Raw genomic sequence first — 17,083 nt, forward strand, 5'->3', positions numbered from 1 at the left:
CCCATTGCGACGGGCCTCTTGGTGTCAAGTCTTCAGTGCGGCGATTACAACGTCAACACTGCTTCCGTCATTCCGGGATGGTGCGCCAGCACCAGACCCGGAATCTCGAGATTCTCGGTGCGCAATTGCGCACCTGAGGGTTCGCTTCGCGCCCCGGAATGACGATCAATCCTAGACGTGGTCATAATCGACCACGACCTTTTCCGAGCACGGCTTGGCCTGGCAGGTGAGGATGAACCCCGCCTTCAGCTCCCACGGCTCCAGCGAATAATTCAGATCCATCGGCGCCTCGCCTTCGACGAGCTTGGCGCGGCAGGTCGAGCACATGCCGCCCTTGCAGGCGAAGGGCAAGTCCATGCCGGCGCGGAGCGCGGCGTCGAGGATCGACTCGCCGTCGGCCACCGGCACCTCACGGCGCTTGCCGTCGATGATCAGCCCGGCGATCGCCTTCGGCGGCGCGCCGGCGGGAACGACGACTTTCGGACGCGGCTTGCCGCCGAATTCCGAGACGAAGCGTTCGACATGGATGCGCTCATCGGCAATGCCGATCTCGCGGCAGGTGGCCTCGATGGTCTCGCTCATCGCGGCCGGGCCGCAGACGAACACATGATCGACGGTTGCGGCCGGCACCAGCGAACGCAGCAGCACCCGCACCTTCTCGCCGTCGAGCCGGCCGTGCAGGATCGGAATGTCCTGCTCCTCGCCGGAGATGACGTGGAACACCGACAGCCGCTGCATGAAGCGGTCCTTCAGCTCCTCCAGCGCCTCGCGGAACATGACGCCTTCGGTCGAGCGGTTGCCGTAGAACAGGAAGAAGCGGCTGTCCGGCTCGCGCGCCAGCACGCCCTTGATGATCGAGAGGATCGGCGTGATGCCGCTGCCGGCGGCGAAGCCGACATAGGTCCGCGCTTCGCCGGGCGCATGCGCGACGCCGAAGCGGCCGGTCGGCGTCATCACGTCGAGCTCATCGCCGGCCTTCAACTCGTCGGCAGCCCAGTTCGAGAATGCGCCACCATCGACCTTCTTCACCGCGATGCGCAGCTCGCCGTCGTCGGGACCCGAGCAGATCGAATAGGAGCGGCGGACTTCCTCGCCGTCCATCGTGGTGCGCAGCGTCAGGTACTGGCCGGGCGTGAAACGATAGTCGCCTTGCAGATCGTCGGGGATCGCAAAGGTCATCGAGACGGCGTCCGACGCCTCGCGGCGCAGATCGCTGACGGACAGACGGTGGAATCGTGGTGTCGACATGGTCAATGACACTTGAAGTAATCGAAGGGTTCACGGCAGCTCTTGCAACGCCACAGCGCCTTGCAGGAGGTCGAGCCGAATTCGGACAGCAGCTCGGTATCGCCTGACCCGCATTGCGGGCACGTGATCTGTTGCTCGCCGAACAGCGCGCGGCGCGAGGAGCCCGGCAGCGGCGGCGCGATGCCGTACTCTTTTAATTTGCGGCGGCCGTCCTCGCTCATCCAGTCGGTGGTCCAGGCCGGCGACAGCACGGTGCGGACCTTCGGCCGGCGAATGCCTTCGCGCTCCAGCGCGAGCTCGATCTCGAGCGCGATCATGTTCATAGCGGGACAGCCGGAATAGGTCGGCGTGATCGCGACCTCGACATGGCCGTCATGGACCGCAACATCGCGCAGCACGCCGAGGTCGGCGATGGTCAGCACGGGAATTTCAGGATCGACCACCTGCGCAGCGGCGCTCCAGGCGCGGCGGCGCAGGTCGGCATCGCTGAGCGCAACCGTCACCATGTCGCCCCCGGGAAGGTTCGCTGCAGGGACTGCAATTCGCTGAGCAGATGGCCGAGATGCTCGCTGTGGCTGCCGACGCGGCCGCCCTGCTGCATCCAATCGCTCTTCGGCAACGCCAGCGTCGCCTCGTCGACGATGCCGGTGATGGTCTTCAGCCAGCGCGACTTGAGCGTCGCCGGATCGATCGCGATGCCGGCGTCGATCAGGCCGCGCTCGCCGTCGTCGACCGCGAACATCTCGCCGGTATAGGCCCAGAGGTCGTCGATCGCATTCTGCGCGCGGCGATGGCTCTCCTCGGTGCCGTCGCCGAGACGGACGATCCATTCCGACGAATGCCGCAGATGATAGGCGCTCTCCTTCTCCGATTTCGCCGCGATCGCAGCAAACGTCGGGTCGGAGGATGCCATCATCGCGCGCCAATAGAGATCGGCGAATGCCGCGTAGAAGAACTGCCGCACCATGGTGCGGGCAAAGTCGCCGTTCGGCTGCTCGACCAGCAGCAGATTGCGATACTGGCGGACGTCGCGCAGATAGGCGAACTTGTCCTCGTCGTTGCCTCGGCCCTCGACTTTCGCCGCATAGGTATAGAGCTCGCGGGCCTGGCCGAGCAGGTCGAGCCCCATATTGGCGAGCGCCATGTCCTCTTCCATCGCCGGCGCATGGCCACACCATTCGGACAGCCGGTGGCCGAGGATCAACGCATCGTCGGCGCGGCGCAGTGCGTAGAGTACCAGCGGCGTTTCGGAGACTTCGATATTGGCAACTGCCATTTGATCCACCTGCATCCACTTGCTCGACGTCATCCTGAGGAGCCTGCGCAGCAGGCGCCTCGAAGGATGGCCGCGGTTACGATCAAGGCGTCATGGTTCGAGACGGCGCTGCGCGCCTCCTCACCATGACGGGTGAAATTCACATATGCCCGACTTCGTCGGGGACGTCGTAGAAGGTCGGGTGACGGTAGATCTTGGATTCCGCCGGCTCGAACATCATGCCCTTCTCTGTGGGATCGGACGCGGTGATCGCATTCGACGGCACGACCCAGATCGACAGTCCCTCGCCGCGACGGGTGTAGATGTCGCGCGCGGCCTGCAGCGCCAGTGTCGCGTCCGCCGCGTGCAGCGAGCCGACATGCTTGTGCGCGAGGCCATTGCGGCTGCGGATGAAGACTTCCCAGAGCGGAACGTTCGGCGTGGCCATCTTGAGCGCTCCCTTATTCTGCGGCTTGCGCGAGCTGGCGGCTCTTGCGCTTCTCGGCATAGGCCATCGCGGCCTCGCGCACCCAGGCGCCTTCCTCATGCGCCTTGCGGCGCGCGGCGAGACGATCGCGGTTGCAGGGACCGTTGCCGGCTAGCACCTGCTTGAACTCGTCCCAGTCGATCGGGCTGTGTACCCAATTGCCGTTCTCGTTCTGCTTCATGCCGGGATCGGGAATCGTCAGCCCGAGAAACTCGGCCTGCGGCACCGTGGCGTCGATGAATTTCTGCCGCAGCTCGTCGTTGGAGAAGCGCTTGATCTTCCACTTGGTCGAGGTGTCGCTGTGCTGGCTGACCTGGTCGGGCGGGCCGAACATCATCAGCACCGGCCACCACCAGCGATCGAGCGCGTTCTGCGCCATCGCCTTTTGCTCCGCGGTGCCGCGGCACAGCGTCACCATGATCTCGAAACCCTGGCGCTGGTGGAACGACTCTTCCTTGCAGACGCGGATCATCGCGCGCGCATACGGGCCGTAGGAGCAGCGGCACAGCGGGATCTGGTTCATGATCGCCGCGCCGTCGACCAGCCAGCCGATGGTGCCGATGTCGGCCCAGGTCAGCGTCGGGTAGTTGAAGATCGAGGAATATTTCGCCTTGCCCGAGAGCATCGCGTCGACGAGCTCTTCGCGCGAGGTGCCGAGCGTCTCGGCGGCGGCATAGAGATAGAGCCCGTGGCCGCATTCGTCCTGCACCTTTGCGAGCAGCGCGGCCTTGCGGCGCAGCGACGGCGCGCGGGTGATCCAGTTGCCCTCGGGCAGCATGCCGACGATTTCGGAATGGGCGTGCTGGGAAATCTGCCGGGTCAGCGTCTTGCGGTAGGCGGCCGGCATCCAGTCGTTGGGCTCGATACGCTCATCGGCATCGATGCGGGCCTGGAACTGACTGGCACGGGCAACATCCTCGACGCCGCGATCGTCGCCGTCGGATGAATTGAGCGCCTGCGTATACATGGCCGACCTCCCGGTGTGTTGTTAGGCAGGAATATATAACATAATTTTCCAAATGCAAGATGTTTTTGTAATATGTTCAGATACCCTCGAAACGACGCGCCACCGCCCCGTTGGGCTTCGGCAGCGGCCCGTCCTCATTGGTTGCGTGGTCGTCAAGCCATTGTTCCGACGGCGAAAGCAGCCCGCGATAGATCTCGCCGCAGAGTTTGCGCGCGGCCCTGCCCGGCCAATCCTTCGGCAGCAGCTGATACGGCAGCAGCGGATCGCGCAGCACGACCCGGCGGTAATGGTGGATCAAGAGGATGCGCGCGGTGAAGGCGTCGGCGTCGCTCAGCTTCTCGCCGCGCACGATCCAGCCGTGCAGCGGCTCGAACGTCTTCATGAACTTCAGATAGGCGTCCGCGGTGCGATCGAGCGGCCAGCTTTCGCTGAGCAGCCGGCGCCCGCTGTCGTCCTCCGCCGACACTTCCAGACGGATCGCGCGCGACGCTTCATCGGGGATCGGCACGCCTGACGGTGCGAGCCACACGCCGGGCAGCGGGCTGCCGAAGCCGGCGTTCTTCAGCGCCTCGCGCGCGGCGTCTCGGTCCTCGGCATTGCCGATCAAGAGCAGCTCGAAGCGGCCGGTCCAGTCCGACGGCGGCGGATCGTAGATGTGCCGGGTCGCGGTATCGAAGGTCTGCCGGCCCTTGGCGTTCAGCCGATAGAAGCTGTTGCGGCCGACCTTGCTGCGCTCCAGCCAACCGTCGGCGGCGAGCCGCGACATCGCGGTGCGCACCACATTGCCGTCGATGTCGAGCGACTTGAAGAATTCGAGCAGCGTGCCGAGCCACACCGCGCCGCCGCGCGGCACGATGGAATCGCCGAACACGGTGATGATGATCGAGCCGGTGCGTGACGGCTCGCGCTTCAGCTGATCGACGATGCGGGCTAGCGGCTGCGGCATGCCTCAACGCATAGCGCGTTTTGTCGATTCACGACAATGTCGCCGCAAACGTAGACCGGATGGAGCGCAGCGAAATCCGGGTGTTTCGCGGCTGGATCCGTCCCGGATTGCGCGGAGCCTGTCATCGGGCGCGCGTTCGCGCGACCCGTTGGCTCTATCCGGGCTATGCACTCTGCCGTGAGAGACAACTCGCGGTGACTCCCCCTCACCCGGATCGCATCTCACGATGCGATCCGACCTCTCCCCGCAAGCGGGGCGAGGTGAAGAGAGAGCTCGCAAGACTCAGCGATTGGGATTCGGATAGACGAGGCTGCGCCAGCCGCTGCGATCGAACGGCGCCCATTCGCCGTCCTTCTGGGCGAGGCGATCAGCCACCGCATAGACCACGGCCGGGTGATGACCCATGCCGCAATGGCTGCTCTCGACCTCGATGCTGTCGGTCATCGACGAGCTCTCTTCGCGGCAACCCTGCCAGGCGCAGACGCCGTCGGTGCGGCTGAAGATCGCGGTGGTCGGCACCGGCGGCGCGCTGGCGAGCGAGCCGCCGAAACGCGAATCCTCTTCGTCAGCGCGGCGGCCGCTGGCCATCTCGTAGACGCGCCAGGCGTTGGTCGATTTCGGGCCGGCGGCGAACGGGCTGCCGAGCGTGATCACCTGGCGCACGCGCTCCGGCATCATCTTGGCGAGCTGGCGCGCATAGAGACCGCCGAGGCTCCAGCCGACCAGCGAGACCTTGCGGCCGCTGGTCTCGTTCATCTCCTGCAGCAGATCGACCATCCCGTCCTGCACGCCTGAGCGCAGCCCGAGGTTGCGGCCCTGGCGCCAGCCGCTGACGGCGTAACCCTTGCTCTTGAGGAAGTCGCGCAGTGGACGCGTGGACATATCGGAGGCAATCAGCCCGGGCAGCACCAGCACCGGATGCCCGTCGCCGCGCGGCGCGAGGCTCAGCAGCGGCAATGCACCAAGGAAGGCACCGAGCTCATGAATGGCGCGGCCTTCCAGGAACATCAGCGTCCTGGACGGCGGGCGTAGCGTCTGCGCAGCAACGGACATTTCAACTCCTCTTCGGACGGCCCCTGACGTCTCGGCGGCCGGCAATGGAATCAACAGGAATAGGTCAACGGAGTTGACTCAAACCCGGCGGAATCGTTCCGCAACGCAACAATCAATCCTGAAAAGCTAGGGAACCGGATACTTTGGTGCAAGCGGTCCAGGTCACACTTGCCACAACTATTGTGATGTCCGTGCCCAATCGGTCACAGCAGCCGCAGCACGTATTCCAGCGTGTAAAGCGCGAGCCCGGCAAGTCCGCCGATCAGCGAGCCGTTGAAGCGGATGTATTGCAGGTCCTTGCCGACATTGACCTCGATCAGCGAGATCAATTGCTCCATGTCCCAGCTCTTCATCTGATCGGCGATGAAGCTCGAGACGCCGCTCTTCTGCTCGGCGACGACGGTGCGCAGGATCGCGACCAGGCCCTGGTTGATTTCACCGCGCAGCTCGGCGTCGCCGTGGAGCGCCTCGCCGGCCTCGACGAACATTCTCGCCAGTTGATGCTGCAGCACCTGCGACTCGCCCGAGGCGCTGCGCTCGATGAAGTCCTTGACGTTGGCCCAGATCGTGCGCCCGAGATTGGCAAGCTCCGGCCGCGCCATCAGATCGCGCTTCAGACCGTCGATGCGATCGGCGAACGCCTTGTCGCTGCCGAGCCGGTCGACGAACGACAGCAGCATGCGGTCGAACTCGCCGCGGAACGGATGCTGCGGATCGTTGCGCACCTCCTCGAAGAACTTCGTGGCCGAGGCGATGATCCGGTTCACCACGAACTTGTCGGCGCGATAAAGTCTCAACAGCGTCGGCATCTCCGCGCGAACCTTGTCGCGGATCACGGTCATGGTCTCCTGCTGCGTCAGCGTCTGGTGCAGCACGCGCAGGATGTCGTCGAGCAGGCCGCCATGCTTGCCCTCCTGCACGAAGCCGCGCAGCGCGCCGGCCGCGAGCGGCGCGAGATCGATCGCGAGCACCTGCGTCGTGATGCGGCGGCTGATGAACTGCATCAACCCCGAGCTCTCGGTCGCCGCGAACGCTTCAGGCAGCATCCGCAGCACGAAGCGGGCGAGATCCTCCGAACGCTTGCGGTCGCGCAGCCAGTCGGCGATGAACGAACCGAAATCGATCTCGCGCAGCTTGGCCTCGACCGGTCCGGATTCCAGAAAATTGTTCTCGATGAATTCGCCGAGCTTCTCGGCGATGCGTTCCTGATTGCTCTGGATGATCGCGGTGTGCGGGATCGGCAAGCCCAGCGGCCGCTTGAACAGCGCGACGACGGCATACCAGTCGGCCAGCCCGCCGATGGTCGCGGCTTCGGCAAATGCCGCGACGAAGCCGAAAGCGGGGTGCACCGGCAGCAGCGCCTTCGCTGCAATGAAGATGATCAGGGTTGCCGCCAGCACCCCGGTCGCCAGCCACTTCACGCGCCGCAATTCGGCGGCGCGTTCGGCATCAACGGGGGTTGCGATGAGGGCGGCGGGAAGGGTCATGGGACTTTCGCGGGAGTGACGAACAAACCATAGCACGTCCCCATCGCTGTCATTCTGGGGCGTGCGAAGCACGAACCCGGAATCTCGAGATTCCGGATCGCCGTTTCGCGTCGTCCGGAATGACGGTGGGATACGAAGACGTATGAGAAGCACCGCCAAAAAAGAAGGCCCGCGAAATGGCGGGCCTTCGAAAAGGGCAGTCGGTCAATGCAAGCGCGATCAGGCGGTCTTGCCGTAGACCTTGGCGAAGTTGTCCTGCGCGGTCTTCGCACCGTCGGTGACGAGCTTGCCGAGATACTCGGTGGTGGCCTTCGCCCGCGAGACGAGCAGTTCGCCACGCGCACGGACCAGGTCCGACTGGATCTGGGCAGCTTCGCTCAGCGACTTGGCGGAAGCGAGCTTGTCGATGCCGGCGAAGAACGCCTCGGCGTCCTGGTAGATCGCCTGCTGGATGTTGCGGCTGATCTTGGCGGCTTCGGTCACCGAACCGGCAACAGCGGTCTCGATCACGTTGGTCACCTTCTCGGAGCCGGCATACGCATCGGCAGCGCGGGTCTTGGCGGCCTCGGCCTGCTTCTTCACGAACTCACGGGCGGCTTCCGGAACTTCCAGGTTCTGGAGCTTGGTGAACGCCTCGGTGACGGGCGCGAAGGCTTCCTTGACGCTGTTCAGCACGGAATTGGTTTCGGTGGTCATTGGGGTCTCTCCATCCTCAGGTTTGAGCTATGGGCTCACCCCGTCCGGATTGGCCCGGGGCAAAAGTGTTATGTCACAATCCATGGTGCGCCGCAACATCTATGTTGCAGCGCGATATCACGAACTCGTGAATAGCATGAATAACCGGCAGATTGCCTGCGGGACCAGCAACTAGAGGTATTTAACCACCGCCAACCGCCCCGGGTAGCCCGTAGGCCTCCATCTGCGCCCGGACCTGCGCCACATTGTGCCCGAGCACGACGATGTCGTGGGTCTTGCCCTCGACGTCGCGGACATGGTCGCGCAGCAGGGCCTCCGCCTTGAAGCCGAGGCTTTCGAACAGCGCGATCGCCGCCCGCTGGTCGACCGTCATCTGCACCGAGAACTTCTCCAGCCCGGCGCCTAGGGCAATAGCGAACGTCTCCTGCGACAGCGCCCGGCCGACGCCCTGCCCGCGCACGTCGAGCGACACCACCATCCGGATCTCGCCGACATGCGGCGACCAGGAATGCGGATCGCGCACCAGGGTGCCGCAACCGACCACCGTGCCGTCCTTGACCGCGAGCAGGCTCGTGATGTCGCCGCGCTCGATCTCGTTGATCCAGGCCGACAGCACCTTCGGCTGGCTGATGTTGCGCGGCAGGAACAGCAGATCATGCGTCGGCAGTTTCTGTGCGAAGGCCAGCACCGCGGCCTCGTCGGCCCGCTTCATCAGCCGGAATTCGATGTCGCCGGCCTCGGTCTTGACGTGGCGCGGATAGGAACGTTGTTCGGTCATGTCGATCTCTTGCCCAACCAGGAGTCCAGTTTCGGCCACAGCCGCTTGATTGCATTGGCGCCGGCGACCAGCGAGACGTGACCGCCTTTCAGCATCACCTCCTCCTTGTCCTCGGAGCCGATCTTGGTGATGAGGTGCTTTGCCGCGTCATACGGCACGATGTGGTCGTGCTCGGCGACCGCATGCAGGATCGGCACCTTGATGTTCGCAAGCTTGGCCTCGCGGCCGCCCACCGTCATGGTGTCGTTGTAGAGCTTGTTGTCCCACATCAGGTCCTTGGTGATGGCGCGGAAATACTCGCCGGCGAGCGGCAGCGTGTCGGTCGCCCAGCGGTCGAACATCCGGTACGATTTGACGAACTCGTCGTTCCAGATGTTGTCCCAGAGCTGGATCTGGCCGACGACGCGGGCGGCCGGCCGCAGCATGTCGAACGACTGCAGGATCAGCTCGGGCGGCATGTTGCCGGTGCTGTCGATCAGGCGATCGACATCGAAGTAGCGGCGGTCGGCGAAATTCGAGAACAGCTTCATCTCGCGGAAATCGATCGGCGTGGTGAAGCAGATCAAATTCTTCATCGGCCCGTCGTTGAAGATCGAGCCATAGAGCAGCGACAATACGCCGCCGAAGCAATAGCCGATCACCGAGACGTCCTTCTCGCCGGAATCCTGCTGCACTCGGCGAACCGATTCCGGAATGAAGTCGAGGACGTAGTCCTCCATGCGCAGCGATTTCTCCTCGGGCTTCGGCGCGGTCCAGTCCAGCATGTAGACGTCGAAGCCGCGCTTGAGCAGGAATTCGATGAAGCTCTGCCCCGGCACCAGATCGAGGATGTAGCCCCGGTTGGTGGTCGCCATCACGATCAGCACCGGCACGCGATAGACTTCATCGGACAGCGGGCGGTAGTGATAGAGGTTCATGGTGCCGCGCGAGTACAGCACGTCCTTCGGTGTCTCGCCGAGCGTGGGGCCCGAGCTCGAGAAATACTCGACGCCCTTGATGCTGCGCTGGATCGCGCGCTGCACCTCGGACTGGACCCGCTCGGAGATCGAGGCGAAATCAAACGGGGTGGGAGCATTCATTTGCTGTCTCCCTCCGATGGCGGACGCCTGGTGCGCGGCGGCCGTGGCGACGCGCCATGGCCGTCGTCCGGCGCCAGCGAATTGTGATGCACCTGCTGCAGCAGCGTCTTGATCTCGTTGAGCTGGTTCTCCATCGACTGCAGGCGTTCAGCCATGCCGACCAGCTGCGCGCGGCTCGGCAGGTTCATCGCCAGCAGATATTTCTCCATCAGCTCGCCGAGCTGCTTCTGCGCACCCGCCGCAGCGCCGCCGGCTTGATTCATCACCTTCGAGAATTCAGGCGAGCTCATCAACTGGTTGCCGAAGGAGTTGAACCCCTTCTCCATCTCGCCAATCATCGCCTGCCAGATCACGGCAGGGTCGTTGCCCTTGTCGGCCATGTGGCCCTCCTCCACAGCAATCTCGAGCGCTTGTCGCGCTTCGATTTGTTTGTGCCATACGACACTGTTGCCATTGATCGGTCAACTGCGCGGCGCGCCCAGCGACGTCGAAGCTCTTCTGCGCTGCGTCAATCCATGGCAGCATGCAGGTTCCTGACCGCGAATCCCGGAGAGCACGCCCGTGACCACGCTCGCCCATCAGTTGCCGCAAATAACCCGCGCGAACGGCATCGACATCTGCTACGAGATCTTTGGCGATGCCAATGCGGAGCCGCTGCTGCTGATCATGGGCCTCGGCGCCCAGATGATCCATTGGGACGACGAGTTCTGCCGCCGGCTCGCCGCGCGCGGTTTTCGCGTGATCCGATTCGACAACAGGGATATCGGCAAGTCGTCCCGACTGAGCGGCGGCAAGCGGCTGACTGCGCTCGAGCTCATCAAGCTGCGCTTCCTGAAGATCCCGGTCGCGGCGCCCTACAGACTGGCCGACATGGCACGGGACACGATCGGGCTGATGGACGCGCTCGGCATCCGCAAAGCACATCTGGTCGGCGCCTCGATGGGCGGCATGATCGCGCAGGAGGTTGCGATCACCTTCCCCGAGCGCGTCCGTTCGCTGACCTCGATCATGTCGACCACGGGCAATCCGAAGATCCCGGGACCGACCCGCGAGGCGACCGCGGTGCTGATGGCGCCGCCGCCGAAGAGCAAGGAAGAGTATTTCGTCCGCTACGGCCAGACCTGGAAGGTGTTGCGCAACGGCTCGTTCCCGGAGGATGAGGCGCTCGATCCTGAACGCGCGCGGCGCACCTTTGAGCGTGGCCTCAATCCGGAGGGCGTCGGCCGCCAGCTGCGCGCCATCCTCGCCTCCGGCAGCCGGAAGGAGCGCCTGCGCAGCGTCAAGGCGCCGACGCTGGTGATCCACGGCACCATCGATCCGCTGGTGCATCCCGAAGGCGGCAAAGACACCGCGGCCTCGATCCCGGGCGCGAAGCTTCTGATGATCGAGGGCATGGGCCACGCGCTGCCGATCCCGATGTGGCCGCAGATTATCGACGCCATCGACAAGCACGCGCATGGCGCCGCGGCGAAGGCGGCATAAAGCCGGTATCTGCGGGTAACCATGTGAGCCAGGAGTGCGTTCTTCCGGGCGCGGCATGGACACTGTAGAGAGCGCGATGCACCGCGCACATCGCGCGGCATCAGCCTCGGGAGCCACCAGATGAAGACCCTTCTCCGGCCACGGACAGCCGTCGCCGCTCTCTTCCTCGCGCTTGCGTCTTCCACCGCGATGGCCGCCACCAGCGAAGCGCAGCAGGAAGCCAACCGGAAAGCCGTGCTGGCGTTCTACGACAAGGGGCTGAACCAGAAGGACGCCGATGCTGCGCTCGCCTATGTCGGCAACCGCTATGTGCAGCACAATCCCGGTGCGGCCGACGGCCCCGAAGGTTTCCGCAAGTTCATCGGCTTCCTGCGCGAGAAGTTTCCGAACTCGCACAGCGAGATCAAGCGCTCGTTCGTCGACGGCGACTACGTGATCCTGCACGTCCACGCCGTGCGCGAGCCCGGCACCCGCGGCAACGCGATCGTCGACATCTTCAAGCTCGAGGACGGCAAGATCGTCGAGCATTGGGACGTGGTGCAGCCGATTCCGGAAAATCCGGCGAACAACAACACGATGTTCTGAGCACCAAAGCGCGATGCGATCAGGTTGAACCGGTCGGGCCGCAGAGCGGCTCACCTCTCCCGCTTGCGGGGGAGGTCGCATCGCATCGAAGATGCGATGCGGGTGGGGGCTCTCTCAACGATGTGACTCGTGGAGAAAGCCCCCACCCCGACCCTCCCCCGCAAGCGGGAGAGGGAGCACAACTCCTTCGCAGCACCGTTCAAGCCTAACGCATCATGCTCTAGCGCTGCGGCCGAGCCAGCGCTGCGTCGGAAACAGCTGCACCTGCCAGCGCCGCGCCGCCGCGCCCCACACCCCTCGCGGCATGAACAGCATGATCAGGATGGCGAGCGTGCCGAGCACGACGAGATAGAGGCTGCCATACTGGGCGAGCCAGGTGACGAGCCCCCAGAGCAGGAGCACGCCGACCATCGGGCCTTCGATGGTGCGCACGCCGCCGATCACGACGATGAAGATCACATAGGCGGTCCAGTCGGTGACGCTGAAGGCGGCGTCGGGCGAGATGCGCGCCTTCTGCAGATAGACCACCGCGCCGACCATGCCGGTGGCGAAGGCAACCGCGATCCACAGCAGATGGCGGATCCGCCCGGTGCGGACGCCGACGCTGCGCGCCGCCGCCGCATTGTCACGGCTCGCTGCCAGCGCAAGGCCGTGGCGCGAGCGGATGAAGGCGTAGATGCCGAGCGTGACCAGCACGGCGAGCAGCAGCGCCAGCCAGTAGACCAGGACGTCGCGCGCCGCCGCCGGGCGCAGCCCGAGCAGCGTCTGCACCGCCTTCAGCCCGAACATCTGCGACAATTCGCCGGGCGAGATCGACATCCCGGTGCCGCCGCCGAGCGACTTGAACTGGGCGCAGATCAGCCGCAGCGCTTCGGCGGCGACCCAGCTGCCGATCGCGAAATACGGCCCCTCCAGCCGGAACAGCAGCGGCCCGAGCAGCGCCGCGATCAGCGCCGCGAACAGGCCGGCCAGCGGGATCGCCGCAACGGGATCGAGCCCGGCCATCACGATGCCGGCAAACAGCGCATAGGCGCCGAGCCCGACAAACGCCTGCTGCCCCACCGACACCAGCCCGCCCCACCCGGCCAGCACGTTCCAGAGCTGCGCCAGCGTCAACATGGTGAGGACGAAGATCAGGTCCTGAATCAGGTTGCGCGATGCGATCGCGGGCAGCGCGGCAAGCGCAACCACCAGCACGATGCCGGCCACGGCGGCGATGCGCGACAGGCGCGTGCCGACCCGGATTTGCCACACCGGCAGATCTGTCGCGCACTCCTCCCGGCCAGCCGGCATATCGATGCTCTCGACGCTCATGTCCGCCTCGCCGGGAAGAGACCGCGCGGCCGCACCATCAGCACGGCAAGGAAGGTGAGATGACCGGCGAGAATCTGCCACTCCGGATTGATCCGCCCGCCGATCGCCTGCGCCAGCCCGAGCACGATGCCGCCCGCCAGCGTGCCCCACAGGCTGCCGAGGCCGCCGATGATCACGGCCTCGAACGCATAGAGCAGCCGCGCCGGGCCGATCGACGGATCGAAACTGGCGCGGATGCCGAACACAACAGCGGCGATCACCGAGACCGCGAGCGAGAGCCCGACCGCGATCGCATAGACATTGCGCTCGTTGACGCCCATCAATTGCGCGATCGCGGGATTATCGGCGGTGGCGCGGAAGGCGCGGCCGAGCGAGGTGCGATAGAAGATGAGCTGGAGCAGCGCGACGGCGGCGATCGCCGTCACCAGCGCCGTCAGCGGCGCGAGGCCAACGCTGAGGCCGGATGCCAGCGTCACCGACGAGGATTCGAAGGCGCCGGCCTGCAGGCGGCGGCTGTCCGCGCCATAACCGAGCAGCAGCCCGTTCTGGATCACGATCGACAGGCCGAAGGTGACGAGCAGCGGCGGCAGGATGTCGTCGCCGAGCACCCGCTCCAGCACCAGCCGCTGCAGCACGAAGCCGAGCACGAACATTGCCGCGACGACCAGCAAGGATGCCGCCGCCAGCGGCAGGCCGAGCGCGGTGGTGGCGCTGAGCACCAGATAGGCGGCGAGCAGGATCAGATCGCCGTGCGCCAGATTGACCAGGCGCATGATGCCGAAGATCAGCGACAGGCCGAGCGCGAACAGCGCATAGACGCCGCCGAGCAGCACGCCTTCGATGATGGTGTCGAATCCGCTCATCGCTCCCTCATGCTCCGAAATAGGCCGCGCGGATCGTGCCCTGATCCACATCCTTTGGCCGTCCGCTCAGCGTCACCCGTCCCTCCTGCAAACAGTAGAAGCGATCCGCGGCGCGCAGCGCGCGGGCGATGTCCTGCTCGACCAGCACGACCGCGGTGCCGCCGGCGCGGATCTGCGGCAGCATGCGGTAGATGTCCTCGACCACGATCGGCGCGAGGCCGAGGCTGATCTCGTCGCACAGCAGCACCGAGGGATTCGACATCAGCGCGCGGCCGATCGCCACCATCTGCTGCTGACCGCCGGACAGCGCCGTGACTGCGCCGCGCCGGCGCTCTTTCAGCACCGGAAACATCCGGTAGACCGCGGCGAGATCCCACGGCGCGCTGCGCTCGCCGCCATAGGCGCCGATCAAGAGATTCTCCTCGACGCTGAGCGAGGGAAACAGCTGGCGGCCTTCCGGCACCAGCGCAAGCCCAAGCCGCACGATGCTGGCGGCTGACGCATCGCCGATCGCCCGGCCAGCGAGGCGGATGGCATCCGGGCGGTTCTTCACGAGACCCGCGAGCGACTTCAGCATGGTCGACTTGCCGGCGCCATTGGCGCCGATCACCGCGACCGCCTCGCCCTCGGCCAATTCGAAATCGATGCCGAACAGCGCCTGGAAGTCGCCATAGAACGCATCGAGCGCTGTGACGTTCAGCAGCGCGGTCATGCCGGCACTCCCATGTAGATGGTCTCGACCTCGCGCGAGCGCATCACCTCGGCGGGTAGCCCCTGCGCGACCACCTTGCCGAAATTCAGCACGACCAGCCGCTGCACCACCGCGAGCAGCGCGTGCACCACATGCTCGATCCAGATGATGCCGACACCTTCGGCGTGGATGGTGCGGATGGTTTCGACCAGCTGATGGCATTCGGCGTCGGTGAGGCCGCCTGCGATCTCGTCAAGCAGCAGCGTGCGCGGCTTGGTGGCGAGCGCCCGCGCCAGCTCGAGCCGCTTGCGATCGAGCAGCGGCAGACTGCCCGCAAGCCGGTTGGCCTTGGCTTCGAGGCCAGTGAGATCAAGCATGCGGCCGCAATGCTGGACCGCGTCGGCCTCCGACAGTCCGCCGCCGAACTGGGCAGCGACGGCTAGATTCTCGAACACCGAGAGGTGGTCGAACGGCTGCGGAATCTGGAATGAACGCCCGATGCCGGCGCGGCAGCGTGCCTCGGGAGACAGCCCTGTGATGTCGACGCCATCGAGGACGATGCGGCCGGCATCCGGCCGGAGCAGCCCCGTGATCAGGTTGAACAGCGTCGACTTGCCGGCGCCGTTCGGACCGATCACGCCGAGCGCCTCGCCGGACGTAAGGGTCAGGTCGATGGCATCGGCGACGACGATGGCACCGAACCTTTTCGAGACGGAATGGAGTTCGAGCATGTTTCGCTCACCACATGAATTTGCTTCGAGGAGATGCGCTGACGATGCGCGTCTCCGATCAACAACCTCCAGCGGTTCGCTAGCTCAACGCCTGCATGTCGCCGCCGAGCGGGATCTGCGGCGCCAGTCTGTTGTCGGTGATCACCATGTCGTATGTGTCGCCGTTGAGCCGCCATTGGCCGCCGACCAGCGGCGTCTTGGCGATGTTCTTCGCCGCGAATGGCGGCACCGCGCTGGAGCCGAACGCGACCTGGCCCACGATGGTGTCGAGCTTGGTGGCGCCGATCGCCTTCGCCAGCGCCGCGCCGTCGCTCGGATCGCCGGAGCGCTTGATCGCGTCGATCGCGACCTCGAACAGCGAATGCACGAAGCCGATCGGCTGGGTCCATTGCTTGCCGGAGGCCTGCGCATAGCCCTTGGCGAGATCGGCGGCGCTGACGCCGCTCAGGCTCGACTTGTAGGGATGCGTCGGCGTCCACCACACCTCGGTCGAGATGTTGTTGCCGCCCTTGCCGAGCGCCTGCACCGACGCCGGAAACAGCAGCGCCTTGGCGACCGAGACTACTTTCGGCTTCAGCCCCTTCTGCCGCGACTGATTCCAGAACGTGGTGAAGTCGGGCGGGATGATCACGCCGGTGATGATCTCGGCATCGGCGCCGCGGAACGCGGCGATCTGCGAAGAGAAATCGTCGGTGAGATTCTGGAAGCGGCCGGGATCGGTGAGCTTGAAGCCCTGCTTGGCCATCACGGGCGGGAAGCCGATCGTGGTGTCACCCCAGGCATTGCCGTCGGCATCGTTCGGGAACAGCGCGCCGACCGATTTGTTGGTCGCGACCTGGCTCCACATGCTGGTGAAGACGCCGATCACGTCCTCCAGGCCCCAGAAGTAGTGGAAGGTGTAGTCGAACGGCTTCCAGCTCTTGGGATCGCCGGGATTGGCCTGGCGGCCGATGAAATTGGTCTGCCACGGCGCCACGGAGGAGATGCACGGCACCTGCTCGAGCTCGCACTGCGTCGCCACTGGATTGTTGGTCTCGGGAGTCGCGCCGACCACGATCAAGCTGACATTGTCGCGGGTGATCAACTCCTTGGCGACTTCGGCGGCGCGGTTCGGATTCGACTGGCTATCCTTGGTGACGACTTCGACCGGATAGGTCTGCGATCCGGCCTTGACGCCGTCCTTGATGAATTTGCGGAATTCGCCGAGCACGAAATCATCGGCTTCGGCGAAGGCCGCGAGCGGGCCGCTTTTCGGCGAGATATAGCCGATCTTGATCGGCTTGTTGGCCGCGCGCACGGTCGGTGCGAACAACGTCGTGCTACCTGCGGCCGCGAAACCACCGGCGATGCCCTGCAGCACGCGGCGGCGATCGAAAGACATGACGTTCAAATGGTCCTTGGTCATTTTCCCCTCCTTGTGG

At 65.1% G+C, this 17,083-nt stretch carries 19 protein-coding genes; 2 read left to right on the plus strand and 17 right to left on the minus strand.

What is annotated here, in order from left to right:
- Nucleotides 1–171 precede the first annotated feature (171 nt).
- The 12 genes from paaE to QDT69_RS02715 all read right to left on the minus strand — a co-directional run bounded on the left by paaE (nucleotide 172) and on the right by QDT69_RS02715 (nucleotide 10,376).
- On the minus strand, nucleotides 172–1,248 hold the full coding sequence (gene paaE, locus QDT69_RS02660; protein WP_279705095.1) for a 1,2-phenylacetyl-CoA epoxidase subunit PaaE: 1,077 nt from the start codon (nucleotides 1,246–1,248) through the stop codon (nucleotides 172–174).
- A 2-nt stretch (nucleotides 1,249–1,250) separates the two neighbouring features.
- On the minus strand, nucleotides 1,251–1,754 hold the full coding sequence (paaD, locus tag QDT69_RS02665; protein WP_279705096.1) for a 1,2-phenylacetyl-CoA epoxidase subunit PaaD: 504 nt from the start codon (nucleotides 1,752–1,754) through the stop codon (nucleotides 1,251–1,253).
- A complete protein-coding gene (paaC, locus tag QDT69_RS02670) occupies nucleotides 1,748–2,524 on the minus strand; it encodes a 1,2-phenylacetyl-CoA epoxidase subunit PaaC (protein WP_279705097.1) in 777 nt (258 codons plus the stop codon). The genes paaD and paaC overlap by 7 nt, the downstream gene beginning before the upstream one ends.
- Before the next feature lie 139 nt (nucleotides 2,525–2,663).
- Nucleotides 2,664–2,951, minus strand: coding sequence for a 1,2-phenylacetyl-CoA epoxidase subunit PaaB (paaB, locus tag QDT69_RS02675; protein ID WP_279705098.1), 288 nt, complete (start codon nucleotides 2,949–2,951; stop codon nucleotides 2,664–2,666).
- 13 nt (nucleotides 2,952–2,964) lie between these two features.
- Nucleotides 2,965–3,957: a 1,2-phenylacetyl-CoA epoxidase subunit PaaA gene (gene paaA, locus QDT69_RS02680; protein ID WP_050626131.1), complete on the minus strand. Its 993-nt coding sequence runs from the start codon at nucleotides 3,955–3,957 to the stop codon at nucleotides 2,965–2,967.
- Nucleotides 3,958–4,033: 76 nt separating this feature from the next.
- Nucleotides 4,034–4,903, minus strand: a complete 870-nt coding sequence (paaX, locus tag QDT69_RS02685; RefSeq protein WP_279705099.1) for a phenylacetic acid degradation operon negative regulatory protein PaaX — start codon at nucleotides 4,901–4,903, stop codon at nucleotides 4,034–4,036.
- A 282-nt stretch (nucleotides 4,904–5,185) separates the two neighbouring features.
- A complete protein-coding gene (locus QDT69_RS02690) occupies nucleotides 5,186–5,956 on the minus strand; it encodes an alpha/beta hydrolase (protein ID WP_279705100.1) in 771 nt (256 codons plus the stop codon).
- Between the two features lie 203 nt (nucleotides 5,957–6,159).
- Nucleotides 6,160–7,443: a DUF445 family protein gene (locus QDT69_RS02695; RefSeq protein ID WP_279705101.1), complete on the minus strand. Its 1,284-nt coding sequence runs from the start codon at nucleotides 7,441–7,443 to the stop codon at nucleotides 6,160–6,162.
- Nucleotides 7,444–7,662: 219 nt separating this feature from the next.
- The gene (locus QDT69_RS02700) at nucleotides 7,663–8,139 is read right to left on the minus strand and encodes a phasin (RefSeq protein WP_279705102.1); all 477 of its coding nucleotides are present in this window, start codon (nucleotides 8,137–8,139) and stop codon (nucleotides 7,663–7,665) included.
- 181 nt (nucleotides 8,140–8,320) lie between these two features.
- Nucleotides 8,321–8,917, minus strand: a complete 597-nt coding sequence (locus QDT69_RS02705) for a GNAT family N-acetyltransferase (RefSeq protein ID WP_074130324.1) — start codon at nucleotides 8,915–8,917, stop codon at nucleotides 8,321–8,323.
- The gene (locus QDT69_RS02710; RefSeq protein ID WP_279705103.1) at nucleotides 8,914–9,996 is read right to left on the minus strand and encodes an alpha/beta fold hydrolase; all 1,083 of its coding nucleotides are present in this window, start codon (nucleotides 9,994–9,996) and stop codon (nucleotides 8,914–8,916) included. Before QDT69_RS02710 ends, QDT69_RS02705 begins: the two co-directional genes overlap by 4 nt.
- Entirely contained in the window at nucleotides 9,993–10,376 is a 384-nt protein-coding gene (locus QDT69_RS02715) for a hypothetical protein (protein WP_279705104.1), read from the minus strand. Before QDT69_RS02715 ends, QDT69_RS02710 begins: the two co-directional genes overlap by 4 nt.
- A gap of 181 nt (nucleotides 10,377–10,557) precedes the next feature.
- Here QDT69_RS02715 and QDT69_RS02720 point away from each other — a divergent pair, with 181 nt between their 5' ends.
- Nucleotides 10,558–11,478, plus strand: a complete 921-nt coding sequence (locus QDT69_RS02720; protein ID WP_279705105.1) for an alpha/beta hydrolase — start codon at nucleotides 10,558–10,560, stop codon at nucleotides 11,476–11,478.
- 120 nt (nucleotides 11,479–11,598) lie between these two features.
- The gene (locus QDT69_RS02725) at nucleotides 11,599–12,063 is read left to right on the plus strand and encodes a nuclear transport factor 2 family protein (protein WP_279705106.1); all 465 of its coding nucleotides are present in this window, start codon (nucleotides 11,599–11,601) and stop codon (nucleotides 12,061–12,063) included.
- Nucleotides 12,064–12,276: 213 nt separating this feature from the next.
- Here QDT69_RS02725 and QDT69_RS02730 read toward each other — a convergent pair whose 3' ends face one another.
- The 5 genes from QDT69_RS02730 to QDT69_RS02750 all read right to left on the minus strand — a co-directional run bounded on the left by QDT69_RS02730 (nucleotide 12,277) and on the right by QDT69_RS02750 (nucleotide 17,043).
- Entirely contained in the window at nucleotides 12,277–13,377 is a 1,101-nt protein-coding gene (locus QDT69_RS02730; protein ID WP_279705107.1) for a branched-chain amino acid ABC transporter permease, read from the minus strand.
- Entirely contained in the window at nucleotides 13,374–14,240 is an 867-nt protein-coding gene (locus QDT69_RS02735; RefSeq protein WP_279705108.1) for a branched-chain amino acid ABC transporter permease, read from the minus strand. Before QDT69_RS02735 ends, QDT69_RS02730 begins: the two co-directional genes overlap by 4 nt.
- A gap of 7 nt (nucleotides 14,241–14,247) precedes the next feature.
- Nucleotides 14,248–14,952 (minus strand): ABC transporter ATP-binding protein, encoded by a 705-nt coding sequence (locus tag QDT69_RS02740; RefSeq protein WP_279705109.1) that lies wholly within the window; start codon nucleotides 14,950–14,952, stop codon nucleotides 14,248–14,250.
- The gene (locus QDT69_RS02745) at nucleotides 14,949–15,662 is read right to left on the minus strand and encodes an ABC transporter ATP-binding protein (protein WP_279705110.1); all 714 of its coding nucleotides are present in this window, start codon (nucleotides 15,660–15,662) and stop codon (nucleotides 14,949–14,951) included. Before QDT69_RS02745 ends, QDT69_RS02740 begins: the two co-directional genes overlap by 4 nt.
- Before the next feature lie 79 nt (nucleotides 15,663–15,741).
- Nucleotides 15,742–17,043, minus strand: a complete 1,302-nt coding sequence (locus tag QDT69_RS02750; protein WP_279705184.1) for an ABC transporter substrate-binding protein — start codon at nucleotides 17,041–17,043, stop codon at nucleotides 15,742–15,744.
- Nucleotides 17,044–17,083 lie beyond the last annotated feature (40 nt).

This window comes from Bradyrhizobium sp. CER78, from assembly GCF_029846235.1.
Lineage (GTDB): Bacteria > Pseudomonadota > Alphaproteobacteria > Rhizobiales > Xanthobacteraceae > Bradyrhizobium.